Annotated in this window: 23 protein-coding genes; 16 read left to right on the forward strand and 7 right to left on the reverse strand. The window is 65.2% G+C overall.

Going from position 1 to position 25405, the window contains the following annotated elements:
- Position 1: 1 nt before the first annotated feature.
- The 3 genes from truB to rbfA all read right to left on the reverse strand — a co-directional run bounded on the left by truB (position 2) and on the right by rbfA (position 2193).
- Entirely contained in the window at positions 2–928 is a 927-nt protein-coding gene (truB, locus tag ACGYLX_RS12060; RefSeq protein ID WP_394449708.1) for a tRNA pseudouridine(55) synthase TruB, read from the reverse strand.
- A 78-nt stretch (positions 929–1006) separates the two neighbouring features.
- The gene (locus ACGYLX_RS12065; RefSeq protein ID WP_394449710.1) at positions 1007–1753 is read right to left on the reverse strand and encodes a phosphodiester glycosidase family protein; all 747 of its coding nucleotides are present in this window, start codon (positions 1751–1753) and stop codon (positions 1007–1009) included.
- The gene (gene rbfA, locus ACGYLX_RS12070; protein WP_271692916.1) at positions 1750–2193 is read right to left on the reverse strand and encodes a 30S ribosome-binding factor RbfA; all 444 of its coding nucleotides are present in this window, start codon (positions 2191–2193) and stop codon (positions 1750–1752) included. Before rbfA ends, ACGYLX_RS12065 begins: the two co-directional genes overlap by 4 nt.
- A gap of 96 nt (positions 2194–2289) precedes the next feature.
- Between rbfA and dapB the strand changes: the two genes are divergently transcribed.
- Positions 2290–3108, forward strand: a complete 819-nt coding sequence (gene dapB, locus ACGYLX_RS12075; protein ID WP_394449712.1) for a 4-hydroxy-tetrahydrodipicolinate reductase — start codon at positions 2290–2292, stop codon at positions 3106–3108.
- A 79-nt stretch (positions 3109–3187) separates the two neighbouring features.
- Positions 3188–3547 (forward strand): dihydrodipicolinate reductase, encoded by a 360-nt coding sequence (locus ACGYLX_RS12080; RefSeq protein ID WP_394449714.1) that lies wholly within the window; start codon positions 3188–3190, stop codon positions 3545–3547.
- 5 nt (positions 3548–3552) lie between these two features.
- Here ACGYLX_RS12080 and ACGYLX_RS12085 read toward each other — a convergent pair whose 3' ends face one another.
- Positions 3553–3753: a DUF1674 domain-containing protein gene (locus tag ACGYLX_RS12085; RefSeq protein WP_271689916.1), complete on the reverse strand. Its 201-nt coding sequence runs from the start codon at positions 3751–3753 to the stop codon at positions 3553–3555.
- A gap of 199 nt (positions 3754–3952) precedes the next feature.
- Here ACGYLX_RS12085 and ACGYLX_RS12090 point away from each other — a divergent pair, with 199 nt between their 5' ends.
- Positions 3953–5224: an RsmB/NOP family class I SAM-dependent RNA methyltransferase gene (locus ACGYLX_RS12090; RefSeq protein WP_394449716.1), complete on the forward strand. Its 1272-nt coding sequence runs from the start codon at positions 3953–3955 to the stop codon at positions 5222–5224.
- A gap of 3 nt (positions 5225–5227) precedes the next feature.
- Here the strand turns inward: ACGYLX_RS12090 and ACGYLX_RS12095 are convergent, their stop codons facing one another.
- Positions 5228–5977 carry a phosphate/phosphite/phosphonate ABC transporter substrate-binding protein gene (locus ACGYLX_RS12095; protein WP_394449718.1) on the reverse strand — a complete coding sequence of 250 codons (750 nt, stop codon included), beginning with the start codon at positions 5975–5977 and terminating at the stop codon, positions 5228–5230.
- A gap of 164 nt (positions 5978–6141) precedes the next feature.
- Between ACGYLX_RS12095 and ACGYLX_RS12100 the strand changes: the two genes are divergently transcribed.
- The 6 genes from ACGYLX_RS12100 (at position 6142) to ACGYLX_RS12125 (ending at position 13292) form a co-directional block, all read left to right on the forward strand.
- On the forward strand, positions 6142–7890 hold the full coding sequence (locus ACGYLX_RS12100; protein ID WP_394449720.1) for a heparinase II/III family protein: 1749 nt from the start codon (positions 6142–6144) through the stop codon (positions 7888–7890).
- Between the two features lie 16 nt (positions 7891–7906).
- Positions 7907–9493, forward strand: a complete 1587-nt coding sequence (gene purH / locus ACGYLX_RS12105) for a bifunctional phosphoribosylaminoimidazolecarboxamide formyltransferase/IMP cyclohydrolase (protein ID WP_394449722.1) — start codon at positions 7907–7909, stop codon at positions 9491–9493.
- A 15-nt stretch (positions 9494–9508) separates the two neighbouring features.
- Positions 9509–9997, forward strand: coding sequence for a signal peptidase II (lspA, locus tag ACGYLX_RS12110; RefSeq protein WP_067266723.1), 489 nt, complete (start codon positions 9509–9511; stop codon positions 9995–9997).
- 52 nt (positions 9998–10049) lie between these two features.
- Complete coding sequence (locus ACGYLX_RS12115; protein WP_394449724.1) at positions 10050–10562, forward strand: DUF3035 domain-containing protein; 513 nt, start codon at positions 10050–10052, stop codon at positions 10560–10562.
- 64 nt (positions 10563–10626) lie between these two features.
- On the forward strand, positions 10627–11973 hold the full coding sequence (locus ACGYLX_RS12120; protein ID WP_394449726.1) for a M16 family metallopeptidase: 1347 nt from the start codon (positions 10627–10629) through the stop codon (positions 11971–11973).
- The gene (locus tag ACGYLX_RS12125) at positions 11970–13292 is read left to right on the forward strand and encodes a M16 family metallopeptidase (RefSeq protein WP_394449728.1); all 1323 of its coding nucleotides are present in this window, start codon (positions 11970–11972) and stop codon (positions 13290–13292) included. Before ACGYLX_RS12120 ends, ACGYLX_RS12125 begins: the two co-directional genes overlap by 4 nt.
- Positions 13293–13348: 56 nt before the next feature.
- Here ACGYLX_RS12125 and ACGYLX_RS12130 read toward each other — a convergent pair whose 3' ends face one another.
- Positions 13349–15694 carry an aldehyde dehydrogenase family protein gene (locus ACGYLX_RS12130; RefSeq protein WP_394449730.1) on the reverse strand — a complete coding sequence of 782 codons (2346 nt, stop codon included), beginning with the start codon at positions 15692–15694 and terminating at the stop codon, positions 13349–13351.
- Between the two features lie 44 nt (positions 15695–15738).
- Entirely contained in the window at positions 15739–16752 is a 1014-nt protein-coding gene (deoC, locus tag ACGYLX_RS12135; RefSeq protein ID WP_394449732.1) for a deoxyribose-phosphate aldolase, read from the reverse strand.
- Positions 16753–16929: 177 nt separating this feature from the next.
- Here deoC and ACGYLX_RS12140 point away from each other — a divergent pair, with 177 nt between their 5' ends.
- The 7 genes from ACGYLX_RS12140 to ACGYLX_RS12170 all read left to right on the forward strand — a co-directional run bounded on the left by ACGYLX_RS12140 (position 16930) and on the right by ACGYLX_RS12170 (position 25286).
- Complete coding sequence (locus ACGYLX_RS12140) at positions 16930–17919, forward strand: metal ABC transporter solute-binding protein, Zn/Mn family (RefSeq protein ID WP_394449734.1); 990 nt, start codon at positions 16930–16932, stop codon at positions 17917–17919.
- Between the two features lie 3 nt (positions 17920–17922).
- Entirely contained in the window at positions 17923–18717 is a 795-nt protein-coding gene (locus tag ACGYLX_RS12145) for a metal ABC transporter ATP-binding protein (protein ID WP_394449736.1), read from the forward strand.
- Positions 18714–19919, forward strand: a complete 1206-nt coding sequence (locus ACGYLX_RS12150; protein WP_394449738.1) for a metal ABC transporter permease — start codon at positions 18714–18716, stop codon at positions 19917–19919. Before ACGYLX_RS12145 ends, ACGYLX_RS12150 begins: the two co-directional genes overlap by 4 nt.
- A complete protein-coding gene (locus tag ACGYLX_RS12155; RefSeq protein WP_067266712.1) occupies positions 19916–20845 on the forward strand; it encodes a metal ABC transporter permease in 930 nt (309 codons plus the stop codon). The genes ACGYLX_RS12150 and ACGYLX_RS12155 overlap by 4 nt, the downstream gene beginning before the upstream one ends.
- A 296-nt stretch (positions 20846–21141) precedes the next feature.
- A complete protein-coding gene (gene mutL, locus ACGYLX_RS12160) occupies positions 21142–23031 on the forward strand; it encodes a DNA mismatch repair endonuclease MutL (RefSeq protein ID WP_394449741.1) in 1890 nt (629 codons plus the stop codon).
- Positions 23028–24272, forward strand: coding sequence for a DNA recombination protein RmuC (locus ACGYLX_RS12165; protein ID WP_394449743.1), 1245 nt, complete (start codon positions 23028–23030; stop codon positions 24270–24272). Before mutL ends, ACGYLX_RS12165 begins: the two co-directional genes overlap by 4 nt.
- Entirely contained in the window at positions 24273–25286 is a 1014-nt protein-coding gene (locus tag ACGYLX_RS12170; RefSeq protein WP_394449745.1) for a pyridoxal-phosphate dependent enzyme, read from the forward strand. It abuts the gene before it with no gap.
- Positions 25287–25405 lie beyond the last annotated feature (119 nt).

A 25405-nucleotide genomic window follows, 5' to 3' on the forward strand; every position in this document is an offset into this window, starting at 1 on the left:
TTCAGCCCTCATTCGCGTCCGACGACAGGTTGAACACCCGGCTCGGGTGCAATTCCCCCGCCTTGAAGCGGCCCACGGCGACAGGCTGCCCATCGAGCGAGGCCCAGCATTCATCGCCATATTCCACGTCATGGGCGATGACCATGCCGGGGTTGCCGTTGCGCAGGCGGGTGGCGCCTTCGGGGGTGGCTTTGACCTCGGGCAGCTCGGCCAGCCCTTCGGCCAGTGGCAACAGATAGGTGTCGAGTTTCGGTGTCCGGGCCAGCTCATCGACCTGCGCCAGCGTCAGGGCGTTGCCTGCCTCGAACGGGCCGGACCATGTGCGGCGCAATTCGCGGACGTGGCCGAGACAGCCAAGCTTCTGCCCCAGATCGCGCGCGATGGAACGGACATAGCCGCCCTTGCCGCAGACCATTTCAAGGGTGACATGATCGGCATCGGGGCGGTCGACCAGCAGCAGGCTTTCCACCCATAGGGGGCGGGCGGCGATCTCCATCTCTTCGCCGTCGCGGGCGCGTTTATAGGCGCGTTGGCCGTCGATCTTTACGGCGGAGAACTGCGGCGGCACCTGCTGGATGTCACCGATGAAGCCGTTCAGCGCATCCTTGATCGCGGCGTCATCGGGGCGCAGGTCAGAGGTGCCGATGGCTTCGCCTTCGGCGTCGTCGGTATTGGTGGCGATCCCCAAACGTACGGTGAACTCATAGGCTTTGAGCGCGTCGGTGATATAGGGCACGGTCTTGGTTGCTTCGCCCAAGGCAATGGCCAGAACGCCAGTCGCTTCGGGGTCGAGCGTGCCTGCGTGGCCCGCCTTCTTGGCCTCCAGCGCCCAGCGGACCTTATTGACCACGGCGGTCGAGGTGGGGCCAGCGGGTTTGTCCACCACCAGCCAACCGGAAATATCGCGACCCTTGCGTTTGCGTGCCATGTCTTGCCCCTTCGCTTTTGTGGTGCTGCCCTCTATCGGAGCCGCGCCGCGCTGCCCAGCCCCCAAGCGGGGAAAAGCTTACTTTGCGGGCGTCACGATGCCCACGATCGGCCCCAAGGTGGTGAAGCCCGCCCCGCTGCGGCGGAGGCCGGGTGCGCGCAGGCGCGAGATATTGCCGTCAAAATACAGCGCGTTAGGCAGGTCCAACTCATCCCGGTAGAGCCGGGCGAATTCGTGAAAGGTGACCACATCGTTGGAAATCGCGAAAACCGCGCGTTTGCCATCTGCCGTGGTGCCAACCCCGTTTCGGATATAGCGCGAGGTGCTGTCGGGCAGGAATCGCGGGTGCAGCGCCCCGTCGATGACCAGCATCGGGCCGGATTGCGTGGCGAAACGGCAGTTCGGTTTGGCCTTGAGATAGCGCTTGGTCTCGATCACATCGGCGCGGCCCTCGCGCAAGCAAAAGACCCCATTGGGCAGCAGGCCGAAATTGCCGGGGCCAGCACTGTCGATCACGCCGCGCGTCTCGACCCCTTCTTCGATGTAATGCCCGACCGGAGAGCGGTCTTCGTGGTACATTCCCGCGTTCATGGCAAAACCAAGCCGCAGTCCCTGCGCTTTCAGCGCCTCGTCAAGCGAGCCGAAGAACCCATAGGGCGCGCCCGCCTCGTTGTTGAGGAAAAGCCGCAGGTCATCCCGCTCCAGATCGACTTCGCAGATCGTGTAGGAACTGCCGTCGAAGGTGATGTTGCGACATTCGGCAGCGTCCGCAGGCGTGCCTTTCAGCGCGATCAGCGCGAATGCGATCAGACCCGCGCGGATCACTGGTCCGGCGCGCCGTCGGCGCTGTCGCCCGCATCATCGTGATCGGGGGCATCCGCATCGCGGCGCACCACCTCTTGGTTCAGCATGCGGCGGGTGTCGTCCATCCGGTCAAAGGTCTGGTCCAACTGAAAGCGCAGGTCGGGCGAGAATTTGAGCGTCAGTTTCTTGGCGACCTGACGGCGCAATTCGCTTTTGTTGCGGGCCAGCAGTTTGAGAACCTCATCCTGACCCTCCCCGCCCAAAGGCAGCACATAGGCCGTGGCGATCTTGAGGTCGGGAGAGATGCGCACCTCGCCCACGGTGATCGACATCCGATTGAGATCGGTGTCATGCACATCCCCGCGTGCGAGGACATCGGACAAGGCGCGGCGCACGGTTTCGCCCACGCGGAGTTGTCGTTGCGACGGGCCGGGGCCCTCATGAAACTTGTTCTTTGCCATGCCCCCCATCTAAGGCTTCGGTTGCACTTTGCCAAGCGCTCCGCGACGGGCTAAACCGGCCCTGCCAGTCACGGCCAGAACCGCAGGAGACCGAGTATGACACAGACCCCCGGCATTGCCGTCACCGGCGCCTCTGGCCGCATGGGCCGAATGTTGATCCGTGAGATCAACGCAAGCGACAAAATGCATCTGGCCGCGGCGCTAGAGCGTCCGGGCCATGACTGGATTGGCCGCGATCTGGGCGAGGCGATGGGCGGCACGGCCTCGGGCGTGACTGTGACAAACAATGCGGCAGAGGCGTTTGGCAAGGTGCAGGCCGTCATCGACTTCACCGCGCCGCAGGCCACCATCGCTTTCGCCGGTGAGGCCGCCAAGGCTGGCATCGTCCATGTCATCGGCACCACCGGCATGACCGAAGATGAGATCGCGCAGCTTGCCCCTGCCGCCGAACAGGGGGCCGTCATCGTCCGTGCGGGGAACATGAGCCTCGGCGTGAACCTGCTGACGCAGCTCACCCGGCAGGTCGCCGCCGCACTGGACGTGGATTACGACATTGAGATCATCGAATCGCACCACAATCAGAAAGTCGATGCCCCCTCGGGCACTGCATTGATGCTGGGCGAAGCCGCCGCCGAAGGGCGCGGGGTCAAACTGGCGGATGTTTCGGACCGGGGCCGCGATGGGATCACCGGCGCGCGGCAAAAGGGCGATATCGGTTTCACCGCGATCCGGGGCGGCGATATCGTGGGCGAACATGACGTGATGTTCGCCGCCGCCGGAGAGCGGATCATCCTGCGCCACGTCGCCTCGGACCGTGCGCTTTTCGCCCGCGGGGCGCTCAAGGCCGCGCTTTGGGGGCAGGGCAAAGCGCCGGGCGAGTATGACATGCTGGACGTGCTTGGCCTGAAGGGCTGAGGCGCAGGCAAATTGTCTGAAACTTTACCTTCCTTGGCTACGTGAGTGCCTCAGGCAACTCACCCCAAGGGAGGTTTCGATGAAGATTACCTTTGCACTGGCCGTGACAGCGATGCTCGCGGCTGTCGGTCTGCCCGCTGCGGCGGAATATGCCCGTATTCAGAACAAGTCAGACTTCGTTGCGGCGGTGAATGGCAAAAGGCTGACCCGCCCGCTGGTCGATCTGCGGGTCACCTCCGGCGGGGTCATTTCCGGCAAGGGCGCGGTTTGGGAAGTCACCGGCAAGTGGTCGTGGCAAGACGGCTATTTCTGCCGCACGCTGGTCTGGGGCGGCAAGGATCTAGGCTATAACTGCCAATTGGTCACCCGCGATGGCGCGAAGCTCCGCTTTACCTCTGACAGGGGCGCGGGGGAGTCGGCAGTGCTGACCCTGCGCTGAGGCGCTTAAAAATCGACGGCGATGCCCTTCTTTTCCCAATCGCCATAGCGCACAGGCTCTGGCCCATCGCGCCCGCCAAGTTCGGTGGGCATGTCAAGCGCGGCTGCCGCCTCACGCCGGGCGGCAGCCTCGGCCAAGGCGCGCTGGGCGGCGGCGGGCAGATCGGGGCCGGGCGCTGGCGTCGGGTCTTGCGGCGTGTCGGGGATCGGTTTCGGCCCCGGTTTGGGCTGCGGGGGCAGGTCCGGCGCGGGGCTGGGCGTGGGATCAGGGCCGGGTTTGCTGTCGGGAATGGGGCGTTGATCGGGCATCATGGTCCTCTTGAGCCAAGTTCTCCCTTGATATACGTCGCCCGCTGGCCCAGACAACCCGGCAACCCCTCAAGCCAGACCCAGATAGGATATGACCATGGCAGACACAGGCGTTCAGGCCCGCAGAAGCGCGGTATATCTGCTGGATATGATCTTGGGCGATGAGCCGCGGCTGATGTCCGAGCTTCTTGCCGCGGGCGCGCTGGACAAACTACCCCCCGATGATCGGGCGCGGGCGCAGCGTTTGGCGCAGGACACGCTGCGCGGGTTGGAGCGGGCGGATCGGTTGCTGCAAAAGCACCTGCAAAAGGCACCGCCGCTGACCGTGCGCAATGTGCTGCGGGTCGGCACGGTCGAGCTTTGTCATGGCGGGGCCGCGCATGGGGTGGTGAATGCGATGGTGAACCTCGTCTCGCAACACCGCACGCTGAGCCATCTCAAGGGGCTGACCAACGCCGTGCTGCGCAAGATCGCCGCTCAGGGGCCCGAGGCGTGGGATGCCCTGCGCGCGCCGCGTTTGCCGAAATGGCTGCGCGGACCGCTGGCTAAGGCTTGGGGCACCGATGCCATGGCCGCGATGGAACAGGCGCATTTCGCGGGCGCACCGCTTGATCTGACCGCCAAGGGCGACGCCGCCGCTTTGGCAGAGGCCGTGGGGGGCACACTGCTGCCGACAGGCTCCGTTCGGGTGACGGATGCCGGGCAGGTCTCAACCATGCCGGGCTTTGCCGAGGGCGACTGGTGGGTGCAAGATGCCGCCGCCGCGATTCCGGTGCGGGTGCTGGCGCCCAAGGAGGGCGAGACGGTGCTGGACCTCTGCGCCGCGCCGGGCGGCAAGACGATGCAACTGGCCGCCGCGGGGGCGGCCGTCACCGCCGTTGATCAGTCGCACCCCCGGATGCAGCGGGTGAAGGAAAACCTCGCCCGCGTCGGGCTGAAGGCCAAGACGCTGACCAAGGATGCGCGCGCCGTGCAGGGCACATTCGACGCCATTCTGCTGGACGCGCCATGCTCCGCCACTGGCACCATCCGCCGCCACCCGGACCTGCCCTATGCGAAGGATGGATCGGAATTCGGTGATCTGATCGAGCTGCAATCCGAGTTGATCGACCATGCTTGGAGCTTGCTCAAGCCCGGCGGGCGGTTGGTGTTCTGCACCTGTAGCCTGCTGCCGGACGAGGGCGAGGTGCAGGTCGACGAAGCCTTGGAGCGGCATGGCGACATGACCGTCGACACCGCCGCGCTGGAACTGCCGGGGGTCGAGGCCGATTGGCATACCGAAGAGGGCGGGCTGCGCCTGCGCCCCGATTTCTGGGCCGATCAAGGCGGGATGGACGGGTTCTATATTGCCTGTCTGCGCAAGGACTGACCCTCACGCCCCGTCGGGTGGGGAGGGCACGGCGAGATAGGCCGCTTTCGGAATGTCGATCAGCCCACGCAGCCCCAGTGTGGCGGCGTCTTCCGGCGTAAGCCCGGCGATGGCCGCGCGCATCGCCGCGGCTGTTGCCACCGCATCGGCATCCGCCGCCGCAATATAGGGTAGACCGGGGGTCGGGGCCGTGCGTTCCAGCACCCGCAGGTCACCCGCGAAAGCGTCATGGGCTTCGACCAGCCGCCACGACACTGCATCCAGCGCCGCGATATCCGCGCGCCCCTCGGCCACAGCCTTGGCCGAGGCGCGGTGACCGTGGCTTTGGCTACGCTCTACAAACCAAAAGCCCCGCGCCCGGCAATGCGCGTAGGGGGCGGCATAGCCTGATTGCGAGAATGTTTGGTTGCAGGTGAAGCGCGCCGCGTGGAAATCGGAAATTGTTTCACGGGGATCATTGGCGCGGACCACGAAAACGCTGTTGTAATACCCTGGCGGGCAGCCTTCGACGCCAAAGTCGGGCGTGCCGATCAGCGTGACACGGTCGTGCAGCCACAGGCGGTAAGGCATCCCGCAGGTCTGGGAAAGGGTGAGGTCCGCCGCGGTCCAGACGGCGAATTCCTCGGCATCATTGCTCAGCCTTTCCGGGGCCGGGATGCCCTGCGCGCGCAGCCCGTCACGGATTAACGCCCAGAAGCGCCCTGTCGCCTCGGCGGTCTCGGGGCGCAGGTACATCATCAGGCTGGCGATCATCGGCGGCTCCGCTTGGGGTGTCCCTGTTTAGGCCGCGCCGCCGCGCGGTGGCAAGCGTCGGTTCCCCGCCGATCCTCCGCCGCGCGGGGAAAATCCGGTGACTCATTGTGGGGCCGCGGTTATGCTGCCGCCAAACGCCAGCAGAGCGTCAGGGGCAGCTTGATATGATTAATCTTTCCAGCGTCATGGCCCGCAGGGCGCGGTTTCTGAACCGCTGGCACGCTTGGCGTGCGACCCGGGGCCGGGGGCGGGTCGTCGCGTTCACCTCTTCGCCCGAGCCGCGCACCATCGGCTCTTTCGCGCGGGGGCGGCAGTTGATGGCGGGCAATTACCTCTTTGCCGGAAGCCTGCTGACCGCGCCGCAGACCGCGATGTGGGACCTGACCCCGCCTGACCCCGCCTTTGCCGCGGAATTGCACGGTTTTGCATGGCTCGATGACCTCGCCGCCGTGGGCGATGCGCGGGCGCGGGGGGCGGCGCAGGCGTGGCTTTGGGGCTGGGTCGACCGTTTCGGGCGCGGGCAGGGGCCGGGCTGGACCCCGGCGCTGACCGGGCGGCGGCTGATCCGTTGGATCAACCACGCGCTTTTCCTGTTGCGCGGGACCGAGGCCGAGCAGAGCGACGCCTTCTACCGATCCCTCGAACGGCAGACCCGGTTCCTGTCGAAACGCTGGCGCGGGGCGGCCCCCGGCCTGCCGCGTTTTGAGGCGCTGGCCGGGCTGATCTATGCCAGCCTGTCGCTTGAGGGGCTGGCGGAACTGGCCGATCCGGCGGTCAAGGCGCTCGCCCGGGAATGCGCCAGCCAGATCGATGCCGAGGGGGGGCTGCCCACGCGCAACCCCGAGGAACTGCTGGCCGTCTTCACCCTGCTGACATGGGCCGCCGCCGCGCTGAGCGATGCGGGCCGCAGCACGCCCAAGGAGCATCTGACCGCAATCGAGCGCATCGCGCCGACCCTGCGCAGCCTGCGCCATGCGGATGGGGCGCTGGCGCGGTTTCACGGCGGCGGGCGCGGCATGGAGGGCTGGCTGGACCACGCGCTGGCGGCGGCAAAGGTCAGGACGCGGCAGCCCGATGGGCTGGCCATGGGCTTTGCAAGGCTGTCCGCAGGCCGCACCAGCGTGATCGTCGATGCGGCAGCCCCGCCAAGCGGTGCGGCCTCGACCAACGCCCATGCCTCGACATTGGCGTTTGAGCTGACCTCGGGGCGGCGGCCCTTGGTGGTGAATTGCGGCTCCGGCGCGTCCTTCGGGCTGGAGTGGCGGCGGGCGGGGCGGGCCACGCCGTCGCATTCGGCCCTGTCGCTCGTCGGCCATTCCAGCGCGCGACTGGCGGAGCCTGACCCCCATAGCGGGGCGGAGGCGTTGATCGCGGGCCCGCGCCACGTGCCCGTCGAGATCGGAGAGGCGGCGGATGGGCTGCGTTTCGAAGGCGCGCATGACGCCTATCTGCGCAGCCACGGTCTGACCCATGCGCGGCGGCTGGAGTTGACCGCAGACGGGCGCGGCCTTTCGGGGGAGGATATGCTGCTGGCGATCGAGGGGGCGGAGAAGCGGCGCTTTGACAAAGTGCTGAACGCCGCCCAGTCAAAGGGGGTCGCTTTCGACATCCGGTTTCACCTGCACCCGGATGTGGATGCCACGCTGGACCTTGGCGGGGCTGCGATCTCAATGGCGCTGAAAAGCGGGGAGATTTGGGTGTTTCGCCATGACGGCACGCATAATCTGTCTTTGGAACCGGGGGTTTACCTTGAGACAACCCGCCTGAAACCGCGCGCCGCGCAGCAGGTCGTGCTCTCGGGCTATGCCATGAACTATGCCACGCGGGTGCGCTGGTCGTTGTCAAAAGCGCAGGAAACTGCGATTGGCGTGCGAGATTTGTCGATCGACGATCCCTATGCTGATGAAGACTGACCAAGGAACCAGCCCCATGCCCGACCTCTATCCCATCAAACGCGCCCTGCTTTCCGTATCCGACAAGACCGGTCTTTTGGACCTTGGCAAGGCTTTGGTGGCGCGGGGCGTCGAATTGCTCAGCACCGGCGGCACCGCGAAAGCGCTGCGCGACGCGGGGCTTGAGGTGTTGGATGTGGCCGATGTGACCGGCTTTCCCGAGATGATGGACGGGCGCGTGAAAACGCTGCATCCGGTCGTGCACGGCGGTCTGCTAGCCCTGCGCGACAATGACGAACACGTCGGCGCGATGAACGAACATAACATCGGCGCGATCGATCTGGTGGTGGTGAACCTCTACCCCTTCGAGGAAACCGTCGCCAAGGGCGCGGAATACGCCGAGGTGATCGAGAACATCGACATCGGCGGCCCGGCGATGATCCGCTCGGCGGCCAAGAACCACGGTTTCGTCAACGTGGTGGTGGATGTCGAGGATTACGCCGAGGTCATCGCGGAGCTGGAGGCCAACGACGGCCAGACCACTTATGCCCTGCGCCAGCGTCTGGCCCAGACCGCCTATGCCCGCACCGCCGCCTATGACACCGCCGTCAGCACATGGATGGCCGCGCAGGTCGAGGCCACGCCGCGCCGTCGCACCTTCGGCGGCACGCTGGCCCAGACCCTGCGCTATGGCGAGAACCCGCATCAGCAGGCGGCTTTCTACACCGATGGCTCGAACGCCCCCGGTCTGGCCAACGCGGTGCAGCATCAGGGCAAGGAGCTGTCCTACAACAACATCAACGACACCGACGCGGCCTTTGCGCTGGTCAGCGAGTTCGACCCCAAGGACGGCCCCGCCTGCGCCATCATCAAACACGCCAACCCCTGCGGCGTGGCCCGTGGCGAGACGCTGCTGGAAGCCTACACCCGCGCCTTCGATTGTGACCGCACCTCGGCCTTCGGCGGCATCATCGCGCTGAACCAGCCGCTGGACGGGCCGACGGCAGAGGCCATCGCCGCGATCTTCACCGAAGTCGTCATCGCCCCCGGCGCGGACGAAGATGCCAAGCGCATCTTCGCCGCCAAGAAGAACCTGCGCCTGCTAACCACCGAAGGCCTCGCCGATCCGACCGCCGCCGAACTGGCGGTGCGGCAGGTCTCAGGCGGCTTCCTTGTGCAGGACAAGGACGTGGGCCGGATCACGCGCGATGACCTGAAAGTCGTGACCAAGCGCCAGCCGTCGGATCAGGAGCTCGATGACATGCTCTTTGCTTGGACCGTGGCGAAACACGTCAAGTCCAACGCCATCATCTACGTCAAGGATGGCGCCACCGTGGGCGTGGGCGCGGGCCAGATGAGCCGCGTGGACAGCACCCGCATCGCCGCGCGCAAGGCCCAAGACATGGCCGAGGTGATGGACATCGACGCACCCCTGACGCAGGGCTCGGTCGTGGCCTCCGATGCCTTCTTCCCCTTCGCCGACGGTCTGATCACCGCGGCAAAGGCCGGTGCCACGGCGCTGATCCAGCCCGGCGGCTCCATGCGTGACGACGAGGTGATCGCGGCGGCGGATGAGGCGGGGCTTGCCATGGTCTTCACCGGCATGCGCCACTTCCGGCACTAAACGAAGGGGAGCCCCATGCGGACATTCGGCATCGCGGCCTTCGTGGCCTTTCTGATCGACCAGATCAGCAAATATGTGGTCATTCACATGATGGAACTGGCACGTGTCCGGTCCATCGACGTGCTGCCGCCGGTGCTGAATTTCCGCTATGGGGAAAACCGGGGCATCAATTTTGGCCTCGGCGGCGACATGAGCCAATGGGTGCTGATTGTCGTGGCGCTGGTGATCTGCGCGGGCGTCACCCTGTGGCTTTGGCGCAGCCCGCATGGGCGCTGGGCGCAGCTGAGCGGCGGTTTGCTGGTCGGCGGGGCGCTGGCGAATGTGGCGGATCGGCTGATCTATGGCTATGTGCTGGATTTCCTGAACAACTCCTGCTGCGGCATCAATAACCCTTTCGTCTACAACTTGGCGGATGTCTTTATCTTTGCCGGGGCCTTGGGGCTGATCCTCTTTACCGGAGAGCCGAAAAGCGCGCCCAAACGCCGGGGCAAAAAAGGTCAGTGACATTGCCCGCTTGCCTGCGATATTGAACAAGCAGACCCCGAAAGGAGACACCATGCGCCGCATTGCCCTCATCAGCTTGATCCCGCTGGCCCTCGCCGCCTGCAGCAATCAGGGCCTTCGCGATTTGCAGCCGACTTCTGAAGGGCCTGATGAGTTCCTGATCCAACCGGTCAAGCCGCTGGAGCGTCCCGACAACCTGAACACCCTACCCACGCCGGCGCCGGGGCAGGCGAACCTGACCGACCGCTCGGCGGTGGCCGAAGGGGTGGCGGCATTCGGCGGGCGTTTGGATACCTCTGCTGGCATCCCGGCGGGGGATGCGGCGCTGGTCCAACATGCGGGCCGGATGGGCGTGCAGCCCGGCATCCGTGAGAGCTTGGCCGAGGCCGACGCGAAATTCCGCAAGCGCAAGGGCCGTTTCACCCAATTCCGTATCGTGCCGGTTGATCGCTACGGCCAAGCCTACAAGCGCATGATCCTCGACCCCCATAGCGAGGCGGAGCGCTGGCGCAGGGCAGGCGGGCGCACGCCGTCCTACCCGCCGCAGGACACACGTTTTCGCTAGGCTTCTTGAAAGTAGCGCCAGACCGCGTAGGTAATGCGGCAGGCGATATATTTCGAGGTAAGCAATGATCCGACTGCCGATGATGGCGGCCCTGGTGGCGACGCTTTTCACAGCCCCCGCCGCACGGGCGGGGCAGACCGAGAACGAAGCGGTCACCCATTTCACTCTTGATAACGGTATGGAGGTCGTGGTCGTCGAAGACCACCGCGCCCCGGTCGTGCAGCAAATGGTCTGGTACCGCGCAGGTTCGGCGGATGAGCCCAAAGGGTCATCCGGCGTGGCGCATTTCCTTGAGCACCTGCTGTTCAAAGCCACCGACAAGCTGGAATCGGGCGAATTTTCCGCCACGGTGGCGGCCAACGGCGGGCGCGACAACGCTTTCACCAGCTACGATTACACCGCCTATTACCAGCGCGTCGCGGCAGACCGCCTTGGCCTGATGATGGAGATGGAGGCCGACCGGATGAAGAACATCCGTTTGACCCCCGAAAACATCGAAACCGAACGCGATGTGATCCTCGAAGAGCGCAACCAGCGGACCGAGAATAACCCCGCCGCGCTGTTCAGCGAACAACTTAACGCCGCGCAATATCTCAACCACCGCTACGGCGTGCCGATCATCGGCTGGAAACATGAGATGGAGGAGTTGGACCTCGAAGATGCGCTGTCGTTCTATGAACTCTACTACTCGCCCAATAACGCCATCCTCGTGGTCTCCGGCGATGTGACGCCAGAGGAAGTGCGCGAACTGGCGGAGGCCACCTATGGCCAAATCCCCGCCAACCCTGACCTGCCCGAGCGTCTGCGCACCGAAGAGCCGCCCCAGATCGCCGAGCGTCGGTTGATCTACAAAGACGCCCGCGTGGCCCAGCCCTATGTCCGCCGCTCCTATCTTGCCCAAGAACGCGACAGCGGCGAACAGGAGGAAGCGGCGGCGCTCCTGCTGCTCAGCGAATTGCTGGGCGGCGGCACCACGTCCTACCTTGCCGAGAAACTGCAATTCGACGCGCAGATCGCCAATTACACCGGCGCCTTCTACAAGGCCGACACGCTGGACGAAACGACTTTTGACCTCGTCGTGCTGCCCGTGCCCGGCGTCAGCCTGCAACAGGCCGAAGAGGCGCTGGACGAGGCGCTCGCGCAGTTCATGGAGGCCGGTGTCGACCCAGAACACCTCGAACGTCTCAAGGCGCAGTTGCGCGCCGATCAAATCTACGCCCGCGACGACGCGGACCGCGTGGCGCACCGCTATGGTTCGGCCCTCGCCATCGGCCTCACGGTCGAAGACGTGCAGGCATGGCCCGATGTGCTTCAGGCCGTCACCGCCGAGGACATCATGCAGGCCGCCCGCGACCTGTTCGACAAACGCGCATCGGTCACCGGTTGGCTGATGAAGGAGGACGCGCAATGAGACTGATCTATGCCCTGATCCTGACGGTAATTGCCGCACTCCCCGCCCGAGCCGAGGTCGATATTCAGGAGGTGACCAGCCCCGGCGGCATCACCGCTTGGCTGGTCGAGGAACACTCGATCCCCTTCGTGGCGCTGGAGATCCGTTTCCGGGGCGGCGCATCACTCGATGCCCCCGGCAAACGCGGTGCGATCAACCTGATGACCGGCCTCTTGGAAGAAGGGGCGGGCGAGATGGACGCCCGCGCCTTCAGCCGCGCGACCGAAGCGCTGGCCACTAACCTCAGCTTTGATGTCTCTGACGATGCGCTTTCCGTCTCCGCACGTTTCCTGACCGAGAACCGCGCGCCCTCAATCGACCTTCTGCGCGCGGCCCTTCAGGAGCCGCGTTTCGACGAAGACGCCATTGAGCGGGTGCGCGGCCAAGTGATTTCGAACATCCAGTCGAACCAGAAAGACCCCAACAAAATCGCCCAGCAGACCTTTGACCGGATCGCCTTTGGGGATCACCCCTATGGCAGTTCGCTGAACGGCACGTTGGAAAGCGTCGCGGGCCTGACCCGTGACGATCTGCTCGCCGCGCATCGCGCGGTGCTGGCGCGCGACCGCATCATCGTTGGCGCGGTGGGCGACATCACACCCGAAGAATTGGGCCAGATGCTCGACAGACTGCTGGGGGGGCTGCCCGCCGAAGGCGCGCCGATGCCGCCCCGGGCCGAGGTCGATATTTCCAGCGGCACCACGGTGGTCGATTTCGCGACGCCGCAGTCCGTCGCGCTCTTTGGTCAGCCCGGCATCGCGCAGGACGATCCCGATTGGTTCACCGCGACGGTGCTGAACCACGTCCTCGGCGGCGGCGGTTTCGAATCCCGGCTGATGACCGAGGTGCGCGAGAAACGTGGCCTGACCTACGGCGTCTATTCCTACCTCGCCCCGCGTGATCTGGCCGAGACCTATCTCGGCTCCGTCAGCTCGTCCAATGACCGCATCGCCGAAGCGATTGAGGTGATCCGCGCCGAATGGGCCAAGGCCGCCGCCGAAGGCATCACGCGAGAGGAACTGGACGCCGCCAAAACCTATATCACCGGCGCCTATCCGCTGCGCTTCGATGGGAACACGCCCATCGCCAACATCCTTGTCGGCATGCAGATGCTGGGCCTGCCAACCGACTATATCGCCACCCGCAACGACAGGGTTGAGGCGGTCACGCTCGAAGATGTCAAACGCGTCGCCGCCGAGCTGTTGGAGCCCGAGAACCTGCATTTCGTTGTTGTCGGCCAGCCCGAAGGGCTAGAGGCCGCAGACACAGCGCAGGAATGAAAAAAGCGCCGCTCCCGAAAGGGGGCGGCGCTTCTGCTTAGGCCGGGCGGTGGGCGTTATTCGCCGTAGGGCACCCAGATATTCTTGACCTCGGTCGCGGCCTGCAGGAAGTCGCGCCCCGCGCCCTCGGCCCCGAACCAATCCCGCGCCATGCCGTGGTTGACCCAGCTGCGTTTGATATTGCTCGCGGCCCCTTTCTCCACAATGCCGGAAAGCGCCGCGGCGCCGAAGGACCAGACCGCATCCACATCCATATGACGCGCCATCGCCTCGGCCAGCTCCGCTTGCGGCCCGGTCAGGATATTCACCACGCCCGCGGGCACGTCCGATGTCTCAAGCACCTGAACGAAGTCCGTCGCCGCCAGCGGGAAGGATTCGGAGGCTGAAAGGATCACCCGGTTGCCCATGGCGATGGCGGGGGCCATGCAGGAAATCAGCCCCAGCAAAGGCGCCTCGGCAGGACAAAGCGCGCCGATCACACCCACGGGTTCCTTCATCGCCAGCGCCACGCCGCGGATCGGCACGCTGTGCACCTGACCGTCGTATTTATCGGCCCAAGCGGCATAGGTGAACAGCCGGTCGATGGCCGCATCGACCTCCCTACGGCCCGTCTTCGTGCCCTGCATCGCATCCAGACGTGCTGCGAATTCATCCCCGCGCGCCGAGAGATTTTCGGCAATGTAGTACAGGATCTGCGCCCGCAGATGGCCGGTGGTTTTCGACCAGCCCTTCGCCGCATGCGCCGCCTCGACTGCATTGCGCAGGTCCTTGCGGTTGGCGAGGCTCACATGCCCCAACAGCCCGCCCGACTTGCCCCAAACCGGCGCGGAATAGCCGCCATCGGGCCGCGCCTGTTTGCCACCGATATAAAGCTTCGCGGTCCGGTCGATCCCATCCTCCGGCGCACCCTCACCTGAGAAGGCTTCGATCTCCTTCAAAGGCTTCCGCGCCGTCTTGGGCTTGGTATAGCCCGCCAGACCTTCCCAGCCACCCTCGCGGCCAAAGCCGCTCTCACGCTTGCCGCCAAAACCAGCGGCTGCGTCCATCATATTGGTGCCGTTGACCCAGACAATCCCGGTCTCCAACTGCGGCGCGATGTCGAGGGCGAGGTTCACATTCTCGGTCCAGACCGTCGCCGCCAGCCCATAGCGCGTGTTGTTGGCCAACTGCACCGCCTCCGAAGGCGTGCGGAAGGTGGTCGAGACCAGAACTGGCCCAAAAATCTCCTCCTGCATCAGCCGATCGGCGGGGTTCAGCCCGGTGATCAGCGTTGGCGGATAGAAACAGCCATTCTCTGGCATCGCCCCCGGTGCCACGAAACGCTCACCGGCGGTATTGGCCTCGACCATCTCGCTCACGCGCTTGTATTGCACCGGGTCGACCAGCGCGCCCACGTCGATGCTCTTGTCGAGCGGATCGCCGATGCGCAGCTTCTCCATCCGCGCGCGCAGCTTGGCATAGAAGCGATCCGCCACCGGCTCATGCACCAGCAGGCGCGAGCCGGCACAGCAGACCTGACCCTGATTGAACCAGATCGCGTCAACCAACCCTTCGACAGCACTATCCAAATCAGCGTCATCAAAGACGATATAGGGCGACTTGCCGCCCAACTCCAAGGTCAGCGCCTTGCCCGAGCCTGCCGTCACTTCACGAATGCGGCGTCCCACGGCGGTGGAGCCGGTAAAGGCGATCTTGTCGATATCCTCATGGGTAACAATCATCTCGCCAACAGCGCCATTACCGGTGACAATATTTACCACACCCTTCGGCAAGCCCGCCTGACGGCAAATGTCAGCAAAAAGCAGCGCCGTCAGCGAGGTATACTCCGCAGGTTTCAACACCACGGTATTGCCCATCGCCAGTGCGGGCGCGATCTTCCACGCCAGCATCAGCAGGGGGAAGTTCCACGGGATGATCTGCCCGCAAACCCCAAGCGCCTGCGCATCGGGCAGTTCGCTCTCCATCAACTGCGCCATGCCTGCGTGATAATAGAAATGCCGCTGCGCCAAGGGCACGTCGATATCGCGCGCCTCGCGAATGGGCTTGCCGTTGTCCAAAACCTCCAAGACCGCAAACAGCCGCGCGTGTTTCTGCAACAGCCGCGCCAGCGCATAGATATGCCGCGCCCGGCCATGGCCGCCAAGCTTCTCCCACTTGGGCTGCGCCTTGCGCGCCGCCTTCACGGCGGCATCCACATCGCCCTGCGACGCCTGCGTCAAACTGGCCAAGACCTCACCCGTCGCCGGGTTCGTGCTGTCAAACCCCGCCCCCGGTGCGGTGAAGGCGCCATCGATGAAATGGCCAAACCGCCCGCCCTGATCGACGATCCACGCCAGCGCATCTGCCGCCGATTCCGGGGCTGGCCCGTATTCCATGCTTTCGAATATGTCGGACACGCTCATGCCTTCATCCTTTTCCAAATACCTTCCCGCAGCCTGCAACGGGCTCAGGCGGTCGCGTGGCGGTAAGCCGCCGAATAGTTGCCGGTCACATGATGCTCCAACTGCCGCTCGATATCGCCCAAGAGCGAGGACGCCCCAAAGCGGAACAGGTCAGGCTGCAACCAACGGTCGCCCAGCTCTTCCTTCATCAGCGCCAGATAGGTGATCGCATCCTTGGCCTTCGAGATGCCGCCCGCGGGCTTGTAGCCCACGCGCACGCCGGTGCGCGCGTAATACTCGCGGATCGCGCGGATCATGACGAGGCTCACGGGCAGGGTGGCGTTCACGCTTTCTTTGCCGGTCGAGGTCTTGATGAAATCGGCCCCGGCCATCATGCAAACCAGCGACGCGCGCGCCACATTGCGCAGCGATCCCAATTCGCCGGTGGCGAGGATCGCCTTCACATGGGCCTCGCCGCAGGCCTCGCGGAAGGCGCGCATTTCATCGTAAAGCGCCTGCCAGTCGCCCGAGAGCACATGACGGCGCGAGATCACGATGTCGATCTCACTTGCCCCGGCCTCAACACTCATCTCGATCTCGCGAATGCGCAGTTCCAAGGGCGACAGCCCTGCCGGGAACCCGGTTGAGACGGCGGCGATGGGGATGTTCGTGCCCTCCAGCGCGCGCCGCGCGGCGGGGATCATCTCGTGATAGACGCAGACCGCGCCGGTGGTGATCGGCGCCATGCCAAGCGCTTCGAGCAGATCGGGCGCAATCGGTTGGCGCGCCTTGGCGCAAAGCCGCTCGACCCGGCGCGCGGTGTCGTCGCCCGAAAGGGTCGTCAGGTCGATACAGGTCACCGCGCGCAGCAGCCACGCGGCTTGGTGGTCCTTTTTCAGCGAACGGCGGGCGGGCAGGGCGGCGGCGCGGCGTTCGATCGCCGAGGTGTTCGCCTGCACCGAGCGCAGCCAATCCATATCAAGCGGCATCGGTTCGACGCGGGGTTCGGTGACCTGGGGCAGATGGCCCGGCGCGTCGGTCTCTGTGTCACGGTGCTGCGGGGTCGTCTGGGTGGCCATCGGGGTCTCTCCGGTTTGGTCAGGCGCGCAAAATGGCATGGGGCAGGGGCCAAAGCAAGCGACGCTAACCCCGCGTCACCGGTCGAATGCCTCAAAAACAGGCGAAATGTGGAAATTGTTAATGAGAACCATTCTCAACTGTTGACTTAATTGAGAATCGTTCTCACTAATACCTTCATGACACATGCATCTGATCCGTTTCGCCCGTCGCGCCGCACCGCTTTGATCGGCGGCCTGAGCGCATTTGCCCTGCTCGGGGCCGCGCCCGCCGCCTTTGCCGCGCCAAAGCTCAACGTCGTTGCGACCACCAGCATGATCGCTGACGCCGCCCGGCGCATTGGTGGCGATCTGGTCGAGGTCCGCTCGCTCATGGGGTCGGGCGTCGATCCACACAGCTACCGCCAGACGCGCAGCGACATCGTCGCTCTGACCCGCGCCGATCTGGTGCTCTGGCACGGCCTTTACCTTGAGGCGCAGATGGAGCGGTTCTTTGAGGATCTGGGTCGCAAACGCGCCGTGATCGCCGTGGCCGAAGCCCTGCCCAAGGAGGGGCTGCTTAGCCACCCGGATTACGAGGGCCGCTATGACCCGCATGTCTGGATGGACCCCAACACATGGACCGCCGTGGTGGATGAGGTGACCCGCGCGCTGAGCGAAGCGCATCCGGCAGGGGCCGAGACTTTTGCCGCGAATGCCAAGACCTACCGTGCGGAACTGGACCAACTCGCCGCCTATGCCGCCGAGACCGTGGCGCAGGTGCCCGAAGGCCAGCGCGTCTTGGTCACGGCGCATGATGCTTTCAGCTACTTCGGGCGCGCCTTCGGCTTCGAGGTGATCGGCATTCAAGGCATCTCGACCAACAGCGAGGCGGGGCTCAATCGCATCTCTTCGCTCGTCGATGAGCTTGTCGAACGCGAGATCGGCGCGGTTTTCGTCGAAACCTCGGTGTCCGACCGTAACATGCGCGCACTGGTCGAGGGGGCTGCGGCGCGCGGTCATGAGGTCGTGATCGGCGGGTCGCTCTATAGTGACGCCATGGGGGAACCGGGCAGCTATGAGGGCACTTATATCGGTATGATCGATCACAACGTCACCACCATCGCCCGCGCGCTTGGCGCGCCGGTGGATGCGGGCGGGATGACCGGCAAGCTGGCACAGGGAAGCTGATCCATGACACTCGAACTCGCCAGCACGCGTGAGACCGCGCCGACCGCCCGCGCCGACAGCCCGCTCGCCCTGCGTGGGATGACCGTATCCTACGGGCAGAAGCCTGCGGTCTTTTCGGTGGATATGACCGTCGAGCCGGGCAAGATGACGGCGATCATCGGGCCGAACGGGGCGGGGAAATCGACGCTGCTCAAGGCCGCTTTGGGCATCCTTACCCCGCTGGCGGGCACCGCCACCGTCTATGGCAAGCCGGTGGCCGAGCAGCGCCACCGCATCGCCTATGTGCCGCAGCGTGCGAGCGTGGATTGGGATTTCCCAACCCGCGTGATCGACGTGGTGCTGATGGGGCTTTACCCGCAACTGGGCCTTCTGGGCCGCATCCGCCCCGTACACCGCGCCCGCGCCGCCGATTGTCTGGCCCGCGTCGGGATGGAGGATTTCGCCACCCGCCAGATCGGCCAACTCTCGGGCGGCCAGCAGCAGCGGGTGTTCCTTGCGCGGGCCTTGGCGCAGGATGCAGACCTTTACCTGCTCGACGAACCCTTTGCCGGGGTCGATGCGGCGACGGAAAAGGCGATCATCGCTGTGCTGAAATCCCTCCGGGATGCGGGCAAGACGGTCGTCGCCGTGCACCATGATCTGTCCACGGTGCCTGAGTATTTCGACAATGTCTTCCTGATCAACACCCACCGCGTGGCCGAAGGCAGTGTCGCTGAGGTTTTCAAGTCCAACCACCTGCAAGACGCCTATGGCGGGCGTTTGGCGGGCGCGCAGATGGATGCTTTGCAGTTGTCATGATCTGGGACGCGCTGACACTGCAACTGGGCTATAACGCCACGCTGGTGACGCTGGGGGCCACGCTTTTGGGCATGGCGGCAGGCGTCGGCGGCACCTTCTTGTTTCTGCGCAAACGGGCGTTGGTGAGCGATGCAATTTCGCATGCGACACTGCCCGGCGTGGCGTTGGCCTTCATGGTGATGGTCGCTTTGGGCGGCGATGGGCGCAACCTGATCGGCCTGCTGTTGGGGGCCGCCCTGTCGGCGGGCGTGGGGCTGCTCTTGGTCTCATGGCTTAGCAACCGCACGCGACTGGCCGAAGATGCGGCGATCGGTTCGGTCCTTTCGGTTTTCTTTGGCCTTGGCATCGTGCTGCTCACGGTGATCCAGACCATGAGCGCGGGGCGTCAGGCGGGGTTGGAAGATTTTTTGCTCGGCTCCACCGCCGGGATGCTGCGCAACGATGCTTTGATCATCGCCGTGGCGGCGGCGCTGACGCTGGCGCTGGTGCTGCTCTTGCGCCGCCCGCTGACGCTGGCCTCTTTCGATCCTGAATATGGCACCGCCATCGGGCAGAACGTGCCGCGCACGGATCTGGCGATGATGGGGCTGGTGCTGGCCGTGACAGTGGTTGGGCTCAAGATCGTGGGGCTGATCCTGATCGTAGCGCTGCTGATCATCCCGCCCGTCACCGCGCGTTTCTGGAGCGAGCGAACCGACCATGTGGTGCTGATCTCGGGCGCGCTCGGCGGCATCGCGGCCTATATCGGCGCGGCGCTGTCGGCGGCGCAGCCGAACCTGCCGACGGGGCCGATCATCGTTCTGGTGGGCTTCGCGCTCTTTGCGCTATCGCTGTTGCTGGCACCGGGGCGCGGGGCGCTGTCGGCGCTACTGCGGCATCGGCGCTATCAGCGTCGGGTCCATCTGCGGCAAGGGCTCTTGGCCTTGGCCCATGGGCAGCCGATCTATGAACAACTGACCCTGCGCCTGCTGCGGGCCGAAGGCTACGCCCTGCCCGATGGGGTCGCCACCAAGGCGGGCCGGGGCCGTGCGGCCAAGGCGCTGCGCGATGAAACCCGCTGGCAACTGATCCGCCGCGATCCGGCTTACGAGGCGGCGGCCCAGCAATATGACGGTCTGACCCCCATTGAGACAGTGCTGACCGCCGACCAAATCCGTGAAATCGACAGCCGCATCGACATGCGCGGCGGGGTGATGGCATGAACGGTTCCGAATTCGTCCCCCTGTCTTTGGTGCCGATGCTGACGGGCATCTTCGTGGCGGTGGCCTGCGCCTTGCCGGGGAACTTCCTTGTCCTGCGCCGCCAAGCGTTGATCGGCGATGCGATCAGCCATGTGGTGCTGCCGGGGATCGTCGTGGCGTTCCTGTTGACCGGTGTGGTCAGCACTTGGCCGATGCTGCTGGGCGCGGCGGGCGCGGCGCTGGTCGCCGTGCTGGCCATCGAAGGCGTGCGGCGTTTGGGCAAGATCGAATCCGGCGCGGCCATGGGCGTGGTCTTTACCGCGATGTTCGCGGGCGGCGTGCTGCTGCTGGAACAATCCGACACCAGCAATGTGCATCTCGACGTGGAACATGCGCTTTATGGCAATCTCGAAAGCCTGATCTGGCTGGATGCGACCGGCTGGGGGTCGCTGCTCGACCCCGAGGCGCTGGCGACCATCCCGGTGGAGCTGCCGCGCATGGCGGTCACGTTTCTTTTCGTGGCGCTTTTCACGGCGGTGTTCTGGCGTCCGCTCAAGATCAGCACATTCGACGAAGGCTTTGCCCGCACCATCGGGATGAAGACCGGCCCATTGGGCCTCGGGCTGGTGATCGTTGCCGCCATTGCCGCCGTGGCTGCCTTTGACGCGGTGGGCAGCATCATCGTGATCGCCATGTTCATCTGCCCGCCCGCTGCCGCGCGGATGATGACCAACCGGCTAGAGCATCAGATCGCATGGTCGGTGGGTTTTGCCACCGTGGCCGCGATTTTGGGCTATGTCTTGGCAGGTTACGGGCCGCTGTGGATCGGGCTGCGGGATTCGGTCTCGGCGGCGGGGATGATCGCGACCGTCTCAGGGCTGATCCTTGGTGCCGCGGCAGTGATGGGGCCGCATCGGCATAGAGGCGCCGCCGCGCCCACCGCTTAACCGAATCGCAACGATTCGTTTTATCGGCGGCTGATTCGCTTTTGCTTTGACCTGTGATTCGTCCTGCGTCTATACAGGTGACAAGCTCCGCCGGAGACGACTTGTACCCGGGTCGCCCGCCGCTCTGATAAGACCGGAATAACAAAAGCACCAGTGCGCCGAGTAGCCGACCCAGCAGCGGATCGCCCCACCTTTGGCGGCGGTCCGCTGACTTTGCCCAGAACCTCTGATACCCGGCTCTCATAGACGCATTCACATCTGGCAGAATCAAAAGCCGCCATGCTAGGTCTTGCGGTATGCCGAGCCCGACCCCCAATATAAGCGAAGTTCGCCCCGTCATCCGTCAGTTGGACGATTCCGCGATCAACCGCATCGCCGCGGGCGAGGTGGTCGAACGGCCCGCCTCGGCGGTCAAGGAATTGGTTGAGAACGCCATCGACGCGGGCGCGCGGCGCATCACCGTGGAATATGCCGATGGCGGCAAGACGATGATCCGGGTGACGGACGATGGCTGCGGCATCGCGCCCGAAGATTTGCCGCTGGCCCTATCGCGTCATGCGACCTCTAAAATCGACGGCTCCGACCTGCTGGATATCCACACCTTCGGCTTCCGCGGCGAGGCGCTGCCGTCGCTCGGCGCTGTCGGGCGGCTCACGATTACCAGCCGCGCGGCCGGGTTCGACGGGGCCGAGATCACCGTCGACGGGGGCCGCATGGGCGAGGTGCGCCCGGCGGCGTTGAACGGCGGCACCATCGTCACCCTGCGCGATCTGTTCTTTGCCACGCCTGCGCGGCTCAAGTTCCTGCGCACCGACCGGGCCGAGGCGCAGGCGATTGGCGATGTCATCAAACGGCTGGCCATGGCCGAGCCTTTTGTGCGTTTCGTGCTGCGCGATGTCTCGGGTGACGGTAAGGGCCGGGATGTGTTCCGCGCCGAGGCCGAGCAGGGCGATCTCTTCGATGCGCTGCATGGCCGTCTGGCGCAGGTGCTGGGCCGGGAGTTTGCCGAGAATGCCCTGCCCATCGACGCCATGCGCGAGGGGCTGCATCTGACCGGTTTCGCTGCTCTGCCGACCTACTCGCGCGGCTCTGCCGTGGCGCAATATCTCTTCGTGAATGGCCGCCCGGTGCGGGATAAGCTGCTGACGGGCGCCCTGCGCGGCGCCTATTTCGATTTCCTCAGCCGCGACCGTCACCCGGCAGCGGCGCTTTTCGTGGAATGCCCGCCGACGCTGGTCGATGTGAACGTGCATCCCGCGAAATCCGAAGTGCGCTTTCGCGATCCGGGGTTGGCGCGCGGGCTGATCGTCTCGGCCCTGCGCCACGCGCTGGCTGAAGCGGGCCACCGCGCCTCGACCACCGTGGCGCAGGCGACCTTGGGCGCGATGCAGCCTGAGCCGCAGGGCGCGCGGGTCTACCAGATGGACCGCGCGGGCATGAACCGGCCCAGCCCCGCCGCACGAGAGGCCGCCTATCAGGCGCAGGCCCCCGGTTTTGCCGAGACCGCAGGCGTTTGGGGCCGGGTGGAGGGCACGCCGCTGGACGAGACCCCCGCGCCGAGCCATGCCGCCGCCCCCGAAGCGGAAGAAGCCGCGCCCGCCCCTGATTACCCGCTTGGCACCGCGCGGGGGCAGGTGCACGAAAATTACATCATCGCCCAGACCGCCAATGGCATGGTCATCGTCGATCAACACGCCGCGCATGAGCGGCTGGTCTATGAGAAACTCAAGCGGCAGATGAACGAGAACGGCGTCGCGGCCCAAGCGCTGCTGATCCCCGAGATCGTCGAACTGTCCGCCAATGACTGCGCGCGCCTGCTGGAGCTGGCGGAGGAACTGGCGAAACTCGGCCTTGGCATCGAAGCTTTCGGCGGCAGCGCCATCGCGGTGCGCGAGACGCCTGCGATCCTCGGCACCGTGAACGCCCGTGCGCTGATCCTCGACGTGCTCGATGAATTGGCCGAGGGCGAGAGCAGCAACATCGTTCAGGCAAAGATCGAAGCGATCCTAAGCCGGGTGGCTTGTCATGGCTCGATCCGCTCGGGCCGCTGGATGCGCGCCGAAGAGATGAACGCGCTCTTGCGCGAGATGGAGGCGACGCCGCATTCGGGCCAGTGCAACCACGGGCGGCCCACCTATGTCGAACTCAAACTCGCCGATATCGAACGGCTCTTCGGGCGCACTTGATGGAGCTTGGCGGCACGACCCTGACCCTCTCCGACCCTGTAACGCTCTTGGCCCTTGGGGGCGCGGGGCTGCTCTTGCTCATCGTCATCCTGCTCATTATGGCAGTCCGCGCCGCGGGCCGTTCGGCCCGTGTGGCGGCCCCCTTGGCGCAGCAGATGCGGGTGCTTGGCGGCCATGTGCAGCAATTGGGGCAGGGGCAGGAGCAGTTGCGCGGGGGGCTGCAAATGGTCTCGGACACGCAAAGCAATACCCAAGCGCAGATGATGCAGACGATGGAAGCGCGGCTGGCCTATGTTCAGCAGCAGATGCAGGACCGTCTGGCCGACAACGCCGCCCGCTCGGCCCGCTCGCTGGCCGAGATGCAGCAGCGCATGACCGAGACGCTGCACGGCTCGTCCAAACGCACCACCTCCAGCCTTGCGCAATTGCAGGAACGGCTCGCCTCCATCGACAAGGCGCAGGACAATATCACCAAACTGTCGGGCGATGTGCTGTCGCTGCAGGATATCCTGAGCAACAAACAGACCCGCGGGTCTTTCGGGGAAATTCAACTGCGCGACATCGTGTCGAAAGCGCTGCCCTCGGACAGCTATTCGCTGCAAGCCACGCTTAGCAACGGCAAGCGGCCGGATTGCCTGATCCATCTGCCCAACCCGCCGGGCCCCATCGTGATCGACAGTAAATTCCCGCTGGAAGCCTATGAGGCCCTGCGCCGCGCCAAGACCGAAGCCGAGACCCGCGCCGCCGCCCAGCAGATGAAGACCGCCGTGCGGGTGCACCTCAATGCCATCGCCGACAAATATATTCTGGAGGGGGAGACGGCGGAAGGCGCCTTGATGTTCCTGCCCTCCGAGGCGGTCTATGCCGAGTTGCACGCGAATTTTTCCGAACTCGTGCGCGAAGGCTTTGAGAAACGCGTCTGGATCGTCAGCCCGACCACCTGCATGGCCACGCTCAACACCATGCGCGCGATCCTGAAAGATGCGCGGATGCGCGAACAGGCAGGCGCGATCCGCCGCGAGTTGGGCAATCTGAACAAGGATGTCGAGCGTCTGGCGATGCGTGTCGGCAACCTTGATCGGCATTTCAGCCAAGCGCGGCGCGATGTCGAAGAGATCAAAGTCAGCAGCGAAAAAGCCGCCAAACGCGCGGGCCGCTTGCATAATTTCGACTTCGAAGAACTGGCAGAAGACAAAACCGAGGCTATTGTTCCCCTAAGGACACCCGAAGGGAACGGCTGAATGAACGACGTGGACATTACCGGGATGACGCTGGAGGCGATGCAGACGCGGGCCGCCGCGTTGCGCAGCGATATCTTGCAAACACCGGTGGTGACGCTGTCTTCTCCCATGATCGACGAGGTGCTGGGCGGCGCGCGGGTCGCGCTCAAACTGGAGTGTTTCCAGCATACCGGCACCTTCAAGGCCCGCGGCGCGCTGTCGGTGGCGCGACAGCTTGACGATGACACCCGCGGGCGCGGGATTACCGCGGCCAGCGCGGGCAACCACGCAATTGCCGCAGGCTGGGCCGCGGCCAAGCTTGGCATCAGCGCCAAGGTGGTGATGCAGGACAATGCCAACCCCTTTCGCGTCGCCCTCGCCCGTGCCACCGGGGCCGAGGTCATCCTGAAACCCGCCGGGCAAGAGACCTTTGCCGAGGCCGAGCGGTTGGTGCGCGAAGAGGGGCGGTTCTTTATCCATCCTTTCGAGGGGCTGCACACCTCGCTCGGCACCGCCGGGGTGGGGCTGGAACTGATGGCGCAGGTGGCGGATTTGGACGCGGTCGTCGTCTCTGTCGGCGGTGGCGGGCTGATCAGCGGTGTCGCCGCCGCGGTCAAGGCGATCAACCCCGCTTGTCGGGTCTATGGCGTGGAGCCCGAGGGCGCCGACAGCATGTCGCAAAGCTTCGCCTCCGGTGCGCCGGTGACGATCCCTGAGGTCAACACAATCGCCGACAGCCTTGGCCCGCCGATGGCGCTGCCTTTCGGCCATGCGCTTTGCGCGGTCTATGTCGACGATGTGGTGACGGTAAGCGACGATGCGATCTGCGCCGGGATGGTGGTGCTGCAACAGGCGGCGAAACTGGCGGTGGAACCTGCCGCCGGGGCTGCGATGGCGGGGGCGCTCGGCCCCCTGCGCGGGCAATTGGCCGGGCGGCGCGTCGGCGTGATCGTCTGCGGGGCCAATATCGACACCGACAGCTATTTGGGCCAGCTCAGTCGCGGGCAAGCGGCGCTCGACAGCCTGCTGTCCTAGTGCCCTCCAAGGGGCTTTGCACGCGGTCGCGGTGCTGCGTGCATTCTTCCAAGAAAATCTATCGGGCGCTGCAACTTTAACTCCCCTTTACCCGTGGGTGCCCCATATCCAAAGTTCCG

This window comes from Sulfitobacter sp. 1A13496, from assembly GCF_043557225.1.
GTDB classification, from domain to species: Bacteria; Pseudomonadota; Alphaproteobacteria; order Rhodobacterales; family Rhodobacteraceae; genus Sulfitobacter; species Sulfitobacter faviae.

Coding starts and splice junctions, on each gene's coding strand:
- truB (WP_394449708.1), bottom strand. CDS start 928: ATGGCACGCAAACGCAAGGGTCGCGATATTTCCGGTTGGCTGGTGGTG.
- rbfA (WP_271692916.1), bottom strand. CDS start 2,193: ATGGCAAAGAACAAGTTTCATGAGGGCCCCGGCCCGTCGCAACGACAA.
- dapB (WP_394449712.1), top strand. CDS start 2,290: ATGACACAGACCCCCGGCATTGCCGTCACCGGCGCCTCTGGCCGCATG.
- ACGYLX_RS12080 (WP_394449714.1), top strand. CDS start 3,188: ATGAAGATTACCTTTGCACTGGCCGTGACAGCGATGCTCGCGGCTGTC.
- ACGYLX_RS12090 (WP_394449716.1), top strand. CDS start 3,953: ATGGCAGACACAGGCGTTCAGGCCCGCAGAAGCGCGGTATATCTGCTG.
- ACGYLX_RS12095 (WP_394449718.1), bottom strand. CDS start 5,977: ATGATCGCCAGCCTGATGATGTACCTGCGCCCCGAGACCGCCGAGGCG.
- ACGYLX_RS12100 (WP_394449720.1), top strand. CDS start 6,142: ATGATTAATCTTTCCAGCGTCATGGCCCGCAGGGCGCGGTTTCTGAAC.
- purH (WP_394449722.1), top strand. CDS start 7,907: ATGCCCGACCTCTATCCCATCAAACGCGCCCTGCTTTCCGTATCCGAC.
- lspA (WP_067266723.1), top strand. CDS start 9,509: ATGCGGACATTCGGCATCGCGGCCTTCGTGGCCTTTCTGATCGACCAG.
- ACGYLX_RS12115 (WP_394449724.1), top strand. CDS start 10,050: ATGCGCCGCATTGCCCTCATCAGCTTGATCCCGCTGGCCCTCGCCGCC.
- ACGYLX_RS12120 (WP_394449726.1), top strand. CDS start 10,627: ATGATCCGACTGCCGATGATGGCGGCCCTGGTGGCGACGCTTTTCACA.
- ACGYLX_RS12125 (WP_394449728.1), top strand. CDS start 11,970: ATGAGACTGATCTATGCCCTGATCCTGACGGTAATTGCCGCACTCCCC.
- ACGYLX_RS12130 (WP_394449730.1), bottom strand. CDS start 15,694: ATGAGCGTGTCCGACATATTCGAAAGCATGGAATACGGGCCAGCCCCG.
- deoC (WP_394449732.1), bottom strand. CDS start 16,752: ATGGCCACCCAGACGACCCCGCAGCACCGTGACACAGAGACCGACGCG.
- ACGYLX_RS12140 (WP_394449734.1), top strand. CDS start 16,930: ATGACACATGCATCTGATCCGTTTCGCCCGTCGCGCCGCACCGCTTTG.
- ACGYLX_RS12145 (WP_394449736.1), top strand. CDS start 17,923: ATGACACTCGAACTCGCCAGCACGCGTGAGACCGCGCCGACCGCCCGC.
- ACGYLX_RS12150 (WP_394449738.1), top strand. CDS start 18,714: ATGATCTGGGACGCGCTGACACTGCAACTGGGCTATAACGCCACGCTG.
- ACGYLX_RS12155 (WP_067266712.1), top strand. CDS start 19,916: ATGAACGGTTCCGAATTCGTCCCCCTGTCTTTGGTGCCGATGCTGACG.
- mutL (WP_394449741.1), top strand. CDS start 21,142: ATGCCGAGCCCGACCCCCAATATAAGCGAAGTTCGCCCCGTCATCCGT.
- ACGYLX_RS12170 (WP_394449745.1), top strand. CDS start 24,273: ATGAACGACGTGGACATTACCGGGATGACGCTGGAGGCGATGCAGACG.